17 protein-coding genes are annotated in these 16,419 nt (G+C 41.2%); 9 read left to right on the top strand and 8 right to left on the bottom strand.

Translation table 11 applies throughout. The features are described 5' to 3' along the window. Positions 1-648: 648 nt before the first annotated feature. Complete coding sequence (locus tag IBX40_04840) at positions 649-1,104, bottom strand: hypothetical protein (GenBank protein ID MBE0523645.1); 456 nt, start codon at positions 1,102-1,104, stop codon at positions 649-651. A 1,517-nt stretch (positions 1,105-2,621) separates the two neighbouring features. Between IBX40_04840 and IBX40_04835 the strand changes: the two genes are divergently transcribed. Then, positions 2,622-3,008: a DUF1699 family protein gene (locus tag IBX40_04835; GenBank protein ID MBE0523644.1), complete on the top strand. Its 387-nt coding sequence runs from the start codon at positions 2,622-2,624 to the stop codon at positions 3,006-3,008. A gap of 703 nt (positions 3,009-3,711) precedes the next feature. Here IBX40_04835 and IBX40_04830 read toward each other — a convergent pair. Next, positions 3,712-4,173: a hypothetical protein gene (locus IBX40_04830; protein MBE0523643.1), complete on the bottom strand. Its 462-nt coding sequence runs from the start codon at positions 4,171-4,173 to the stop codon at positions 3,712-3,714. A gap of 103 nt (positions 4,174-4,276) precedes the next feature. Between IBX40_04830 and IBX40_04825 the strand changes: the two genes are divergently transcribed. Further along, entirely contained in the window at positions 4,277-4,666 is a 390-nt protein-coding gene (locus IBX40_04825; GenBank protein MBE0523642.1) for a DUF356 domain-containing protein, read from the top strand. Between the two features lie 9 nt (positions 4,667-4,675). Here IBX40_04825 and aroC read toward each other — a convergent pair whose 3' ends face one another. After that, a complete protein-coding gene (aroC, locus tag IBX40_04820; GenBank protein ID MBE0523641.1) occupies positions 4,676-5,752 on the bottom strand; it encodes a chorismate synthase in 1,077 nt (358 codons plus the stop codon). A 206-nt stretch (positions 5,753-5,958) separates the two neighbouring features. Between aroC and IBX40_04815 the strand changes: the two genes are divergently transcribed. Further along, entirely contained in the window at positions 5,959-7,242 is a 1,284-nt protein-coding gene (locus IBX40_04815) for an isopropylmalate synthase (protein MBE0523640.1), read from the top strand. Positions 7,243-7,303: 61 nt separating this feature from the next. Here IBX40_04815 and IBX40_04810 read toward each other — a convergent pair whose 3' ends face one another. From IBX40_04810 to IBX40_04795, 4 genes are all read right to left on the bottom strand, one after another. Then, positions 7,304-8,317, bottom strand: coding sequence for an isocitrate/isopropylmalate dehydrogenase family protein (locus tag IBX40_04810; protein MBE0523639.1), 1,014 nt, complete (start codon positions 8,315-8,317; stop codon positions 7,304-7,306). Between the two features lie 95 nt (positions 8,318-8,412). Continuing rightward, complete coding sequence (gene rmuC, locus IBX40_04805; protein MBE0523638.1) at positions 8,413-9,291, bottom strand: DNA recombination protein RmuC; 879 nt, start codon at positions 9,289-9,291, stop codon at positions 8,413-8,415. Positions 9,292-9,439: 148 nt separating this feature from the next. Beyond that, entirely contained in the window at positions 9,440-10,348 is a 909-nt protein-coding gene (locus IBX40_04800) for an MBL fold metallo-hydrolase (GenBank protein MBE0523637.1), read from the bottom strand. An 88-nt stretch (positions 10,349-10,436) separates the two neighbouring features. Then, positions 10,437-10,709: a thioredoxin fold domain-containing protein gene (locus tag IBX40_04795; GenBank protein ID MBE0523636.1), complete on the bottom strand. Its 273-nt coding sequence runs from the start codon at positions 10,707-10,709 to the stop codon at positions 10,437-10,439. A 219-nt stretch (positions 10,710-10,928) separates the two neighbouring features. On the opposite strand from IBX40_04795, the gene IBX40_04790 reads away from it, so the two are divergent. The 4 genes from IBX40_04790 (at position 10,929) to IBX40_04775 (ending at position 15,165) form a co-directional block, all read left to right on the top strand. Beyond that, positions 10,929-11,486 (top strand): hypothetical protein, encoded by a 558-nt coding sequence (locus tag IBX40_04790; protein ID MBE0523635.1) that lies wholly within the window; start codon positions 10,929-10,931, stop codon positions 11,484-11,486. A 43-nt stretch (positions 11,487-11,529) separates the two neighbouring features. Beyond that, on the top strand, positions 11,530-13,296 hold the full coding sequence (gene iorA, locus IBX40_04785) for an indolepyruvate ferredoxin oxidoreductase subunit alpha (GenBank protein MBE0523634.1): 1,767 nt from the start codon (positions 11,530-11,532) through the stop codon (positions 13,294-13,296). Further along, entirely contained in the window at positions 13,293-13,874 is a 582-nt protein-coding gene (locus IBX40_04780; GenBank protein MBE0523633.1) for an indolepyruvate oxidoreductase subunit beta, read from the top strand. The genes iorA and IBX40_04780 overlap by 4 nt, the downstream gene beginning before the upstream one ends. 82 nt (positions 13,875-13,956) lie before the next feature. Then, positions 13,957-15,165 carry a threonine synthase gene (locus IBX40_04775; protein ID MBE0523632.1) on the top strand — a complete coding sequence of 403 codons (1,209 nt, stop codon included), beginning with the start codon at positions 13,957-13,959 and terminating at the stop codon, positions 15,163-15,165. Positions 15,166-15,262: 97 nt separating this feature from the next. Here IBX40_04775 and IBX40_04770 read toward each other — a convergent pair whose 3' ends face one another. Beyond that, positions 15,263-15,529 carry a hypothetical protein gene (locus IBX40_04770; protein MBE0523631.1) on the bottom strand — a complete coding sequence of 89 codons (267 nt, stop codon included), beginning with the start codon at positions 15,527-15,529 and terminating at the stop codon, positions 15,263-15,265. A 169-nt stretch (positions 15,530-15,698) separates the two neighbouring features. On the opposite strand from IBX40_04770, the gene IBX40_04765 reads away from it, so the two are divergent. Together IBX40_04765 and IBX40_04760 are read left to right on the top strand one after the other, a co-directional pair. After that, positions 15,699-15,983, top strand: coding sequence for a hypothetical protein (locus tag IBX40_04765; GenBank protein MBE0523630.1), 285 nt, complete (start codon positions 15,699-15,701; stop codon positions 15,981-15,983). A gap of 45 nt (positions 15,984-16,028) precedes the next feature. Next, positions 16,029-16,419: hypothetical protein (locus tag IBX40_04760; GenBank protein ID MBE0523629.1), on the top strand; the 391-nt coding region annotated here is incomplete at its 3' end.

The raw sequence follows: 16,419 nt of genomic DNA, 5'->3' as shown, positions 1-16,419 counted from the left end.
AAAATAAATATGAGGTGCCCTTTATATACTTGAGCATCATTCAGAAATCCCTATAATAGTCCGATTTATTTGGATTTATATTTTATCCCAAAACTTCAGGTCCCTTATTTATTTTCATTAAGCTAGTCGAATTTTATTTTAACAAATTTTACTAATAGTTAATATAGTTATGCAAATTAATCTGTGACTTCCACTAATTTATTGATATCCCCTTCTTTGAAGCCATAGTAATGATGGCACTGGCGGATCGATATCAGACATAGATATGGAATTGTTGATTTTGGTGATCATTTCTATTTGTTTGCCTTCAAAAGAGCCTTTCATTCATGTTTTTGAGATTTTGGCGATACCCTCGGGAAGGGGGAAAAACCTAGGAGGTTATCGCCAGTATGCGTCGACACGATTGACCTGTTTTTGGAGGTAGAAGCATGGGATTTCAGGCTGTTAACTTGGAGGGTATCGCCAAACATTTTTTTTTCGAAACCTCTATATATTGAAATAAGTAATAACTGATCAGTAAATTGGAAATAAGTTCTAGAAAATTGCTTTTAAATTTTCGGCATCAATAGCGTCGGGGTAGGAAAAGCACAGACCCGTTTTAGGGGATTGAAACTGTCAATGCACCTATATCAGCCCCCCATTCTCCACTCACCTGCGCTGCCCTTCCTGCACTCGACCGACCGCCCATTTATGGCACTGCGGACCGGGTGTGGGTGTACATGAGCAGAGCGTGGGTCGGGAAGTGGTGTGCGGCGGGGGTGTCGATTCTGAATGTGATTCCTGCTGCCCCTTTTCGCCTTCACTCTGCCAGGTGCCTCTCCAGATCTGCTCCGCCTGCCCTTGTGGTGAGGGAGTTGGGAGGCGCATTTCGATTGAATCGGTGATTTTGGGGGATGTGAAATTAGATGTTATGTCGGTAAGTGCCGGAGCCATCAAAAATATATTTATAAGGTTTATTAAATTGGGCAAGCCCCCCGCCCCCTTTTTCACATTCTTCATCCGCCCTAGCGTCTGCACTTTACCTGCCACCGCGGCCCTACAGGGCGGCAGAGTGGCAGCCAGCCTTGTAGATTTGTGCGAGTTTCGAACCGAAGATAAAGGCATATATTGCAACCAAAATAGATTATACTTAAATTTATACCGTATAATCAAAATTAAAATCCACAATACCCGTTATCTGCGTTCATCTGTGTTCATCTGCGGTTAATAATAAAATGCTGTCCAGACACCACTCCTTATTCCACTTTCCCGCCGCCCGGCCTTCTCCACTCACCTGCGCTGCCCTTCCTGCCCCCGACCGACCTCCCATCTCTGGTGCTAAGGACCGGGTGTGGGTGCTCATACGCAGAGCGTGGGTCGGGAAGTGGTGTCTGGTGGGGGTGATGCAATGGCTGTTAAAATATACAATTTAGGTAATATTGCACTGCAAAGAAAACAAAGTCAAAGTAACATTGTCTTTGCGCCCTTCGCGGTGAAATACTTAACGGCAACCTTCAATCTGCGTATATCTACGTCCATTGTTCCTGGGACTCCAGGGTGTTTTTTTCAACCATCTGACCACAACCACCTTAGCATAGTAAAGACATCACCCCCCGGCAGCCACACACTATGATATCCCCACTCTCAGGCTTGCTGTATTATTCACTCATATCTTCTTACTCCACTCCATGTGAATTGCAGTAAGTAGTTGCCGGATGAGGTGAGCCGCTGATGTGTCTCGCCTCACCCGTAATGTCGGGAAGTGAAGATTAGTGTTTAGAGCTCAAGTTTGGGAATTATTTTTTAATCTAAAATCCACCTCAAGCTACTGATTTCCATTCAATTTATTCCTGATCCATTAAATTCTACAATTTTTTCATACAAGCAAAACCAACATCTAGCGCGCTTTTCCCCATATTGCCTTAACCTATGTTTTTTAAGTATTGTAGGGGTAAGGTTAATAAACTAAAAGAAGCATTATAAGCAATAAAATCAATTACATAGTTACAACTACTGGAATAAGTGACTTTATGTTGATCGTCCGATCAAGATGAATGATGAATTGTTGAAAATCTTCAGAATCTTAAAAATCAAGATGCTGAGGTATGATTTGAAGCTGCAACCTTACACCTACAGTATGAAATAATTAAAATTCGGCAGTTTTGGGTGAGTCTATTGTTAGCGGTTTTTAGGTGGTTTAGCTTTAGCTTATTTAGGTTTTAGAGTGGAATCGGATGATTGCGGATGTTTTTTGGTCTCTCGAAGTTGAGTTTAGAGACCCGGGAACCGGCCTCATGCTTCGGCCCGTCCCCTTTAGTTTAGTGCATCAATCGTCTTTCGTTCGTTCTCTCTGCTTCGCTCCGTTCACTCACTACAGCCGATTCATGCCTGTTTATTTAAATGGGATTCAAATATCATGTAAAAACTCCTCTTCTTTCATCAGCTGGAGCCGAAACGTAAAATTGAGGCATAAGAGAAATAATTCGAAAGTATTATGAATCCCTGTATATAATCTTAATAACTATACCCTGCGGTTCTGCTGCGGTTGGGTGTGCCGTCGCAACTTTTGACAATGTTTTAGAAAAATTTATATATCTCTATAAAATATTCAAGATCTTCAAAAACATTATCGGGGTAGAATTATGAAAATAAGAATTGTAAGTTCAAAAGAAGAAATTGAGACAATTGAATATGAAGAGATAGTTCATTTCGCATTCAGGCCGTCGAATAAGGATATTTTTATGCTTGTGAAAACATGTCCAAAGCTGAAAGCTCTCCATATACCAAATTCATATTTAAAGACGATATCCAAATCTACTTTGATGTTCCTCAAAATGCAGGGCATTGAACTTCTGGAAGGCGATGTGTGGGGTCATAGAAAGGACATCAATGAATACTATGAGATTAAACCACGTATATTTGACAGAATTGAAGAGTTAAAGAAGGAAGGCACATCAAAGGAAGAGATAATATCTAAGTTGGGTTTAGAGACTCGGTTGAGTGAAGATTTGATTAAGTTTTTGGTGTAAGACAATTTCGAAAAACTTAAATCCACTCCCATATTTTCCGGGAATGCGCCCTGAGCAATCACTGAACATACTTTGTTTGTGGATTTGTCCCCTCAGACTAATCGGGGCGCATGATGTCCCAGATAGATACTCCAACCTCTATTAGAGTTTGTTTCCGGGTGTATCTAAATTTAAGCAGGATTCAAAGCAATAAATCGTTTTATTTAAGTATAGGAAGACCCTGTACTGTTAGTGAAGGATGAACTGTGCATGATTCACATTAGATGTTATTTTAACATTTAAAAGAGTAATTTAAATTGTACTATAATTCTGGATTAGTAGAACATTCACCTTTATATCTACACATTCTGCATCTACCAATATAATCTGAATAATTTGGTACTCTTTCCTTAGTCCAAAATTTTATAATATACTCAAGTTTGTCTACAATTTCTTTTTTACTTTTTTTTGAAACGCACTTTCCGCAGGTATATGCAAATTTTCAACATTTTTCCTGATGCCGGTTTTGAATATGTATCGCATAATATATTTATACTGTACATATATATGCACATGGTGAGATGACAATATTCACCCATTCAATGTTGGAGAGATCCTGTTTTAGTATACAATTTGCAAACTTCAGTAGAAAATTGACATACATAATTTTAAACCATTTTCACGCACATTTTGAAAACCGCAATTAACCGACATGATTAAATGTTTAACTAAAAGATTCACTTTTGAGATTTACCTGCGGAAAGTGCGTTGAAAAATCGAATTGATATATTTTCACTCTAGGAAAGACTATATTGAATTCATTTATAGTTCCTTCTTTTAAATAAAAGATAATTGGTTCAATACAACCTTTTAAATCTTCGACACTCATATTCTGTTTGGCTTTAATAATAATAATTTGTAGTTGAGATGTATTGAATCCCATATATTCAAGTGCTAAAGCATATAAATACGCTTGAATTTTTTCACTTGGATAGACAATGTTTATATTACCATTTGTTGATTTTATTTCAAAAAGAAAATGTGGAATTCCATTTTGAAAACAAACTCCATCATGTTTACCAAAAATATTAACTTCATTATAGCTAAAACCAACAGGAAAAGAGAAAGTAGATTCTTTTTCGGATTCAATTTCTTCAATCGCACTTTCGATTTTTACTGTTTCCATTGGAGTTATTAATTCATGAATTTTATTACTAATCAAGTTATGGCAATATATTTATAGTGCATTGTTCATATTTTATTTGCCATAATTGGTCTGGAGTGAAAAAATGAAGTCAATTGCAGTAGTACGTGCAGATAGTAATTCAAAAGTTCATACTACCCTTCTTGATTTAAGAAGATACGGACGAATGGTATTTGCAGAACAACCAAAAATCATAACGCCTGATTATGCAGATGACATTCTTACAAGTGTTTTAAAATGTCCATTAAAAAACAAATGTAGTGCAGCAGCTGTTGTTCTTTTGAATACAAGCCCCAGTGTGGCTATTGGGAAGTTGTCTAAGATACATCCACCTGCACACGTGGTTATTGTTAGTTCCAAGCACGACATTTATGATGAATTGATACAAAATATCGAAATGTTCCCTGAATTTGAAGTACGGAAGGAACAATTAGATCAACAGGCTCAGACTCAAGAAGTATTAGCAGCTTATTGATCATATATATTAAGATTGAGATAATCTGATCAAATGATCGACCAGCACCAAAGCTACCATAGCTTCGGCGACCGGAACGATCCGTGGTGGAATAGTTGGGTCGTGCCGACCCTCTATGGTGATCTCAGTTTCAGTCAGGTTTGCCAGGTTCACGGTCCTCTGAGATTGTGCAATGGATGGAGTGGGTTTGACAGCTATGCGGCATACAATGGGCCAACCACTGGATATTCCTCCGAGAATGCCTCCCGCATTGTTGGATAAGCATACCACTTTTCCCTTTTCTATCCCTAAGGGGTCATTCATCTGACTGCCAGTCATTCGAGCGGATTGTAAACCTGCTCCGATCTCTACAGCCTTTACTGCACCAATCCCCATTAAAGCCCCGGCAAGGTTTGCGTCCAGCTTATCAAATACCGGCTCCCCAAGACCTGTTGGGACATTCAGGGCAATAATCTCAACGACGCCACCTATGCTGTCGTTGTCTGCCTTGGCCTGTTTTACCCTATCAAGCATTGCTTTGGCGGCATCCGGGTCTGCACAGCGTATAGGATTGGATTCTACATTTTTCTTAATATCTTCAACTAAAACAGGTGATGCCTTGATACCGCCCAGTTCAATTACATGTGCGAATATCTCAATACCATTTTGGGCCAGGATTTTTTTTGCTACTGCTCCTGCTGCTACCCTGGCCACGGTCTCCCTGGCAGAAGAACGGCCGCCTCCTCTGTAATCCCGGATACCGTATTTCATCTGATAGGTAAAATCAGCATGACCCGGGCGGGGTGTATCTTTGATAATATCATATTTACTGGAATCACTATCCCTGTTCCTGACCAGCATCGCAATGGGCGTGCCGGTAGTCTTACCCTGGAACACACCAGATAAGATCTCTATTTTATCCTCTTCTGTGCGCGGGGTGGACACCTCGCTCTGGCCGGGCCGGCGGCGGTCAAGATCATGCTGGATATCAGCTTCAGTCAGCTTCAGTCCCGAGGGGCAGCCATCAATCACCACACCAACTGCAGGTCCATGGCTTTCGCCCCAGGTTGTGATTGAGAATGCTTTTCCGAAGGTGTTGCCCATCATGGTATCCAAGTATGCTTTTTAAATATATAAACGTAGATGAACCATATAGAAAAAACACTTCGGTAATGCCAATAATATTCAGGTTGATTATTATGATGGTTCACAAGATTTGATTTTAATCTTGAGCTGCAATAATAACCGATTCTGTTTCGGCCATTGATCCATTATAAAAAGTGTTTTAATCATAAACATCAATTAAGAGCCCTATGAAAGTGTACAGGGACTATGATGATCTGCCGAAGATCAAATTACCATTAGGACAGGAAGTTTTTATTAGTGACAGCACCATACGTGACGGCTCTCAGATGCCTGGTGTTGTAATGTCCAGAAGCCAGAAACTGCAGATTTATGAATATCTCCATAAAATTGGAATTGAGAAACTCGAAGCTTTTCTATTCAACAAGCGAGATAAGGAAGCAGCTAAAGCTATGCTAAATAGGGGATATGAATTCCCTGAAGTTACGGGTTGGGCCAGGGCCAATCCCGCAGATATTGATATTATTCTTGAGATGGACGGGATCGAGGAAACAGGCATCCTTATGTCAGTATCTGATTCTCATATTATTGACAAGATGGGGCTTCCAAACAGGGAAGCAGCAGAGGAGAAATATCTTGATGCACTCCAGTATGCAGTAGACCACGGGCTGCGCACACGTGCACATATCGAAGATATGACACGGGCCGACAATTATGGCTTTGTATACCCTCTTTGCAGGAAGCTCATTGAGATCGACCCCGACTGTACTATCCGCTTATGCGATACCCTGGGCATGGGAGTGCCTTTCGATGGTGTGGATGAACCCTATGGAATTCCTGAAATGGTCAGATATTTGAAGGAAGAGATGGGTGTAAAGAATGTCGAAACGCACGTTCATGATGATTTTGGCCTGGGTATGGCCAATTCACTGGCTGGCTACTGGTATGGTGCCAACTGGTCAAGTCTGACTTTCCTGGGAATAGGTGAGCGTGCAGGGAACACCGAGCTGGAAAAAATAGTATTATTCCTGATACAGAGGGTCGAAGGGTTTGAAAAATATAACCTGGAAGCGGCAACAGAATTCGGCAAATTCATGGAAACCGAGCTGGGTATCAGGGTTCCCAGAAATAAGGCGGTTGTAGGCAAGAATATTTTTGCCCACGAAAGCGGCATCCATACAGCAGGTGTGATTAAGAACCCTTTCACGTACGAAGCTTATTTACCAGAGGTTGTAGGCGGTAAGCGTCAGTTATTGATAGGTGATTCCTCAGGTCTGGAAGTACTGAGACATAAAGTGCAAGAGACCCTTAATGAATTGATGAAAGTCAGGACCAAGGTCCTGAAAAAAGACCCAAGGCTCAAAGCTATCCAATCCGATATCCAGAGGCTGTATGATAAAGAATTAAGGATATCATGCATTTCTGATGAAGAAATCAGAGGTTATGTTGAAAAATACTTTATGTTCGAACCAATGGTTGAATCAGAAACTCATGAACGGGCCCAAAAAGATTGATTTTTTTTAAAAAATAAAATAAACCGGCGAAATAACGCCGGCCTCTTTTTTTGAAAAAAAGTTATAATTTGGCGATGATCGCTTCAGTCATCTGGCTGAGCTTTGCACTGCCACCCATATCATAAGTTACATTTTGTCCTTCTGATATCACAGCTTCAGTAGCATCAAAAATAGCTTTTGACTGCTCTTTTTCGCCCAGGTAATCCAGCATCCAGGCCCCTGCTAAAATGGTAGCTACCGGATTGACCTTATCCTGTCCGGCATATTTTGGTGCTGAACCATGGGCCGGTTCGAACATGGCATAATTATCACCGATGTTAGCAGAATAGATCAACCCGATACTTCCTACAAGAGCGCTGCATTCCTCGCTGATAACATCCATGAAAAGGTTTGTGGATAAAAGAATCGTGTGATCAAAAATCTGCGGGTTCTTGATCAACTGCTGGGCAATATTATCAATATGATATTCCCATACTTCAATATCAGGATAGTCCTGTCTTGCCTTTTCCACTTCTTCCAAAAAGGTACCGCAAGTTAGTTTCAGGATATTGCTCTTGTGGATAGGCACCACGGTTTTCCATCCCCTGCGTGCTGCTTCTTCAAATGCATACCTGGCAATTCGGCTGCTCTGGCTGCGGGTGATCTTGCGTATTGCAATATATACATCGTCGGTGAGCTGCACTTCTTTACCTATGTATAATCCTTCGGTACCCTCTCGTGCGCATACAAAATCCACATCACCGAGAGGTTTTGCCGTATTAGGAAATGTTTTTATTGGCCGCACATTAGCATACAGGTTAAACTTCTGTCTGATAGATACAGCCACGCTTTTGGGAGAACCTGCCCCTCCCGGAGTGGTGGTAGGTCCTTTAAAACATGCATCGGTATTTTCAAGTAGCTTCCACGTTTCAGGTGGGATCAGTGAGTCGCCACCCTTTGCTTCCCACCAGGTAGCCCCTGCTTCGCAGGCTATGAACTCCACATTTGTACCTGCGGCCCGGGTTACTGCTATCATAGCATCCACCAGTTCAGGTCCAACACCGTCGCCTTTGATTACTGCTGCTTTCTTAGTCATATTATTTCACATCTAAATCCTTGTTACAATTTCAAGCTCTACTAAGGAATCAATTCACTTAATGGCTTCGAATAACATACTTATAATTAATTGCTTCATTCATCTGACAACCTGTTGATCTTATCAAAATCCTCTGAAATTCTCTTATATGCAGAATCTATTTCATCTGCTTTATTTGCTAAATTCCTTAAATGAGTTTGGAAAAACACTCGCCATTTTTCATCAATATCCTTAAAATCCCTGGACAGGGTAATGATCTCATGATGCACTTTCTGCGCATCATCGGAAAGTTTTTTTGCATGGACCCCTGCCTTTATCAATTCTATCTTGTGGGATATTGTCAATGGTGAGACTACCTGTACTCCTTTTTTGGTATAATCCCGCAGCATTTCAAAAGCTTCATTCACCAGGAACCAATAGACACCTTCAGAATGGATATAGGCAAAGGCAAAATCAGCAGTTCCTTTTTCGGGCCTGACATAATCCGTGGCAATTTTGTCTAAATGGCCCTTGACATCTCTAATAAACTGTCTTTTAAAGGCTTCCTGCTCATCAGGATCGTTCGCTTCTATTGTTTTTCTGTAGTTATCCAGAGGAAACTTTGAATCTATACAGATAATCCCTACAGTTGATCGGATATTAGCATCAGGGATCTTGCCATCAAGGATCTTTTTCCTGATCCCGAACATATCTGGGGGAAGTTGATCAGTAAGGATGGTCTCAAGAGCAATTTCTCCCAGGGTCCCCCTTTCAGTTGGTACCCTGAGCATAGTCTCGAGGGATCTGTAATCATTTCTTATATCAGATGCATAAGTGGCCAATGTACCAACCTTTTCATCCAGACCCAGCTTTATCCAGGTATTGGATACGGCAGATTCTATATCTGTTGGCTCAATTTTCCATTTTTTTATAACCAGAAAAATCAGTATTATTAAAAGTAATATTATCGTACCAAGTAAAATCTCTATCAACATTTTTATCCATCCATTTTTAATATTTTTTGCATATTATATGATGGTTTACCAAGCACTCTGAAACTAATAGAGATAATTCAGGCGAGAATTGTATATGAACCAAACAAATACCAAATTAAAACAACAAACAATTTTCAAGACATGGCGGTTATATTAAAACATCGCTCAGCGCCGCAGCTGGCAATCCCACCTTATTGAGATGTTCAGCCAGCCGCCTGGGCCTGTGGCCGTCAGGATGATAGATCAGGGTAGCTTCGGGTTCCAGTCTCATCACCATATCTACCAATCCTTTCACATCCATGTGGTCGCTGATATGGATGGGAGGATAATAATAATCATTCCTGCCTGTAAGTACGTATTTTTTCATGCTGCCAGGAAGTTTCCCCAGATCCCATGGCGGCACAATAGTGATACCCTGGTGTCCTCCATTATACTCCAGTATCTCAGTAAGGGAGCCGCAGTCGTTCATAAGACCTTTTGTAAGTTTGTAACCCATGCTGTCCATTGAGATCTCCTTATGCCAGCCTGCACTACGGATAAGGCTCACTGCCCGCTGCGCCTTGCCGAAGGCGTATGCTCCCAATGCCACATTGTCCTCCAGTATCTGGTCCAATCCGGCGATATCGTCTTCAAAATAGCATGCTGGATCTGAAGGATCTCCGTAATTTGCTTCAGTTACCAAACAATCGCAATCGGGCATGTGTGAAGCATCTTTCACATCCCCGGTTACAAGGACCCGGGTCCCATTGCTATTTTCCCAGAAAAAAGCACATGAACCGATGGTATGGTGTGTGGGGTATGTTTTAATTTCCACATCGTTTACGTTAATACTCTCCCCGATTGCAAATGTCCTGCCCTTATATTCCCTGGCAAAACGAATCTCTAAAGCCCGGGCGGTCTCTTCAGAACAAATAGCCATTGGGGACACCATTGCGGATTTTCCATGGTGGTCTGAATGGGCATGTGTTATAAAATAGGCCTCTGGCTGTATGGGATCATTCTTGAATGTCCGGCTGGTATCGAATGCAAAAACGTGGTCGTCGAAGGAGAAGGCCATATGTGGTCTTGCAGTTCCCCTGGTCGTTGTTAACCTAACTGGTATAACTCCCAGGTCGAGAAAAATAAGTATACACCCCAAATAAATATTATTTCAAAGCTTCGTTCAGGTCTTTTTCCAGAACATTTGGTCTGGTAACACCCACATATTTTTTATAGATCTCCCCATCCTTTTCAATTACAATGGTGGGTACTGCATGAATCCCGTATTTGCTTGACAGATCGATATTGGAATCCACATCGATCTTCCTGAACTCCACAGTATCTTTGAATTTTCCCTCTAACTTCTCTATGATCGGATCTTGCATCTTACAAGGTCCGCACCACTCTGCAGAAAAGTCAATTAAAACTACTTTACCCATTCTCTTTCACCTATTCTTTAAGTTCTGGATAGCATATCAGACATGTCAAACATTTTTTTTTAGACATCTGTTTTTTCGTCCCTTCCTTTTTATGGGTTCCCATTGCTATAACATTTGATGTATCCAAGGTTTAAATAGATTATTAAAAATTATAAAAACTTAACAATCGGCTTCAATCAGAAGGGAAATCTATTTTATGTTAGCTTCTTATCTTCATTTATGCTGACATTGGAAGAACTCTCTGGCATCGTTGAGGTCATGGTTGTACTATCTGAAGATGAAATTTTTGAGATAGCCCAGGAACTTGCATATATGCGGGATGAAGAAATACCGGACCTGGATGAGATAAGGCAGCTTATCAAGTCAGCATTAGGTGCTCACTGGCTTGAATCCATTTTCAGTACAGCTGTTTGTGATGCTCCTGGCGGGGAAAAACATTACATTGCCGGACCCGCCTCATTTGGAAATATACCCCCGGAATTCAGCGAGATCATGGAGATTTTTGAATTTGATGGCTGCCGATCCTTTGACTGGGACATGGTCGCTTCTGATATTGTTGAGACAATGTCCCGTAAAGTGTCTAAATTAGAATCATTGTTTGAAGATGTGGAAGATGGATATGTAGTGATTGAAAAAGCCGAAAATGAATACAGCGACCTGATCAACCTGTATTATGATTATAATTTCTGGCTGCCTGATGGTCTGCCAGGTATTGGTATAAGCCTGGAAAATATCTCTCAGAGACTAAGTGAGTTTAAGGAAAAGGAAGGGGAATAAAGTGGAACAAAATCATATTCGCTATTTACTGGGCAATCATGCCATGGCACAGGCAATTATTGATAATGCAGTCGATGTTGTGGCCGGTTATCCAGGCACACCATCCTCTGAGATAATCGAATACTTAGGTCTTATGAAACCCGAATGTCATATTGAGTGGTCGGTCAATGAAAAAGTAGCACTGGAAGTTGCCATCGGAGCTTCCTGGTCAGGTGGACGTAGTGTTGCCACTATGAAACATGTGGGATTAAATGTGGCCTCTGATCCTTTAATGACACTGGCATATACAGGGGTGAAAGGCGGTCTGATCATAATCTCGGCTGATGACCCTGGATGTCATTCGTCCCAGAACGAGCAGGACAACAGGCGTTATGCTCAATTTGCACTTATCCCGTGCCTGGATCCGGCCACACCCCAGGAGGCATACGATATGGTGTCATTCGCATTCGAATTTTCAGAAAAGTTCGAAACCCCTGTAATACTAAGACCCACCACCAGGATATGTCATGGAAAATCTGATATTCATCTCAGAGAACCCATATTTGCACCACATGAGATCCATTTCGAAAAAAGGCCTGAACAATGGTTGATGCTGCCCTCGCGTGCACGGGTACGTCATAGAATATTAATTGAGAAGCAAAATGAGATCGCCAAAGCTCTTGAATTGTCTGCCTGGAACAAATTAGATATTATTGAAGGTGCCGAACTGGGTATCATAGCTTCAGGTGTGGCTTTCGCTTATACAAAAGAATCTATTGGAAAGCTGGGTATCAAATGCTCATTCTTAAAGATCACAACATATCCCCCACCTGTGGGTTTAATAAAAAAAATGTTGGATTCTGTTAAACAAGTGCTAATTATCGAAGAAATGGAACCAATTGTGGAAGAAACAGTAAGGTCAATTTCCGGGAGTGATATTGAGATTCATGGAAAGGATATTATACCCAGAAATGGAGAACTGAACCTGACAATTGTGGAAGCAGCAATTGCAAAAATAGCTGGTCTGGATCATAGTCCATATATCCCGGAAAAGACCTCAATGGAACTGCCGAACCGACCACCTGTTATGTGTCCTGGCTGTCCTCACAGGGCCACATATATTGCTATGAAAAAGGCCTTTGGTAAGGACGCTGTATTTCCAGGCGATATCGGTTGCTATACACTGGGCGTTCAATTGGAAACCATGGACACGTGTCTGTGCATGGGTGCCAGTATCACCACGGCAACAGGGATTTACCATGCAGGAGAGACAAAACCTATCTGCTGCTCTATTGGAGACTCTACTTTTTTACATACAGGTATCCCCGGGCTATTAAATGCAGTATATAATGATGCAGATATTACTGTTACTATCCTGGATAACCGGATCACAGCCATGACCGGACACCAGCCAAATCCAAGCACAGGGCTGAATGTACTGGGTGATAATACATATGAAGTGTCCCTGGAAGAAATAGCAAGGGCATGCGGTGTAGAATTTGTTACAACGACTGATCCATTTGACATAACAAAGACTATTGAGATATTCAAACAAGCTAAGGAGCATAAAGGTGTCTCAGTGGTCATTTCAAAACAGGAATGTATCATCACAGCCCGCCGCAGAGGGCAAAGATTGGGACAGTTTGTGGTTGATACAAATGAATGTACAGGCTGCAAGACCTGCATTAAGATCGGCTGTCCTGCTATCGAGTTCAAAGAAAGTGAAGAAAAGGGGGAAAAAGGGAAATCACACATCAATTCGTTTTGTGTAGGGTGTGGTGTCTGTGCCCAGGTATGTCCGTTTGAGGCCATAAAGGAGGTTTCAAATTGAAAGAATTTGACCTGATTATAGTAGGTGTGGGGGGACAGGGGGCTATTACGGCTTCGGATATTATTGGCAAAGCCGCCGTGAACCAGGGATTATCTGTTCAGTCCTCAGAGACACACGGGATGGCACAGCGGGGTGGGTCAGTAATTAACCATGTAAGACTGGACTGCAAATATGGGTCGCTGATACCAGAAGGAAGAGCAGATGCGATACTGGGTCTGGAACCAGTGGAAGCTTTGAGAGCTATAGAATTTCTATCGCCTGAAGGTGTGGTAGTAATAAATACGAATCCTGTACTGCCAATCTCTGTATTATCTGGCAGTTCAAAATATCCTGAAGTGGAAACCATATTTACCCAACTCAGGAGCAGGTGCAAACAGCTCGTAGCCATTGATGCCGAATCCCTTGCTATTGAAGCAGGCCATCCCCTCACCTCGAATGTTGTGATGATCGGTGCTCTATCCAATTATCTGCCCCTGGATCTCAGGAGTCTCGAGGAAAGTATAAGCAAGATTGTACCTCCCAAGACCGTAGAAGTAAATATATCAGCCTTCAGGCTCGGAAGGAAGCAGGTAGAATAAAGTTAAGTTCTACCAGTCCATTGAGGAACCAAATATTTCAAATATATTGACTACTTAGTCATACCCATACCGGAGAACTCAAATGTATATACAAAGATGTATTCAATGTGGAGCAGAATACCAACCCCAGGAGATCGTCTATACCTGTCCAAAATGCAATAGTTTATTAGAGATCGTGTATGACTGGTCTGAACTCTCAATTAGCAGGAAAGATTTTGAAGGTGTCCCGCTGTCGGTATGGAAATATAAAGCACTGCTTCCTGTCGAACGGGACCCCGTTTCCATTAATGAAGGCGGCACGGCTTTGTACCGGTGCGATCGCCTGGCCCAGAAGATCGGGATTGATAACTTATATGTAAAGCATGAAGGCTTGAATCCAACAGGCAGTTTTAAGGACAGGGGTATGACCGTAGGAGTATCCAAAGCCATGGAGCTGGGGATGAAGACATTAGCATGTGCATCTACAGGTAATACTTCAGCTTCACTGGCCATCTATGGTGCCAAGGCTAATTTGCCAGTTGTTGTAATGCTGCCTGCTGGTAAAGTGGCAATGGGTAAGGTGGCCCAGGCTATAATGCACGGTGCTAAGGTATTGAGTATTAGAGGCAATTTTGATGATGCGTTAAAACTAGTGAGGGAACTGTGCGATCATGAAGGATTCTATCTGCTAAATTCTGTGAATCCATACCGGCTGGAAGGACAGAAGACCATTGCTTTTGAAGTAGTCGACCAGCTGGGATGGGAAGTGCCTGATAAACTGGTGCTGCCGGTAGGTAATGCAGGTAATATCTCGGCAATCTATAAAGGTTTCAGGGAATTCAATGAACTGGGCCTCACCGACAGGATACCCCAGATGATAGGAATTCAGGCAGAAGGTTCATGTCCGATCGTGAATGCATTCAAAGAAGGACAGAAGGATATAATACCTGTTTCAAGTCCCGAGACTATTGCAACCGCCATCAGGATAGGGGATCCTGTGAATGCTGTCAAGGCTCTTGACGCAATGTACAGGTCTGGTGGTTTAGCTGAGTCAGTGTCTGATGAAGAAATTATAACTGCACAAAAGGACCTGGCCAGACTTGAAGGAATAGGAGTGGAACCAGCCAGTGCTTCCTCGATAGCGGGTCTTAAAAAACTGGTTGATATGGGAATAATTAAATCAGATGAGACTGTTGTGTGTATTACTACAGGTCATTTGCTGAAAGATCCTGAAGAAGTATTGCAGATGTGCGAAAGTCCGATAGAGGTAGATGCTACATTAGATGCGATTAATAAAGCTGTTTTTTCATAGTCAACGACCCCGGACGTCGCTGTGCTTTGTCCGGGGCATCTCAATGATGCTCAAATTAATCTTATTTATGAAATACTGTGTTTTTTGCATTGAAATTTCAGGCGCGGACAGACTTTAATGCAAACATTCTGATAATCCATATGATTATTGTGATAAAAATGCTTATGATCAGAGCATTCACATTATTTGACCTGATAATATGCCATTCTCCAGATGTTTGATATTCAAGGAAGAAATCAATTCCTAACAAAGAATCCAGGGCTGGTGCAGCTAGACTAATTGAAACTGATAAAATGATCACAATAATTACGAAATAAATAAATTCGCGCAGTAGATTTTTATTTAAGAACTCTTCACGGTTCATCTGATGTTTCCTCCCAAATTTTACTTCATCTTTTTTGGTTTAAATACTTCTAATCATATATCCAATCACCAACATTTAAACCTTCGTATTCATCGAAAAGTTTACATATCTGGGTTTACATAACAGTCTTTCAGAAAAGCAATCGAAAGAACAAAGAGAGGATAATAATATGACCAATATTCATTGGGAATGGATAATTATATTACCTGCAATTTTTATAACATCCTATTTATTGGTATACAGGATATGCAAGAATCTGGGGTATAGTTTCATCTACTCTTTTGTAGGATTTGTGCTTGCCAATCTAATTATTATTATTATTGGGACTTCATATTCCTTTGTGCTCAGACCATATGTTTTTTCTAATTATTATCTGGGTATGGCGATACTGGGCATACTCACAATTGGTATTAGCACTTCATTCGCATTAGGTATAAAGAAATTTAAAAATTGACATATAACAGGACAGCAGATAAATATCAAATAGGGAGTGAATTACGTGATAACTGTAAACAGGATATTGATATTGATATTGATATTGATTTTAGTTACACTAATTTTTAGTGGATGTGAAAGAGAAAATCAAGCGATTACAGACCCGACATTACCATCCAACCAACAATCCATACCCGAAATTAAACTGGTATCTTTTACAAGCGTATATAGCCTGAATAATTATAACCAAAATCTTAGTCCGGTATTTATGTGGGACAATGTGCCTGGAAATGAGAGCGATAACCTCATAGAGCATTTGAAATCTTTTGAATATGATTGGGTTGAAAATGCACAGATCACCAAAACGAACGAATATATGTTTTGTTGGGATGAAGTTATGGATAATGAGTTTTCTGCATCCCCAAAATTAGAAGAAGACTACCTTGAAGATAGCC

The organism is Methanosarcinales archaeon (assembly GCA_014859725.1).
Taxonomy (GTDB): Archaea; Halobacteriota; Methanosarcinia; order Methanosarcinales; family Methanocomedenaceae; genus Kmv04.
This window is presented reverse-complemented; position numbering and strand designations above follow the sequence as displayed.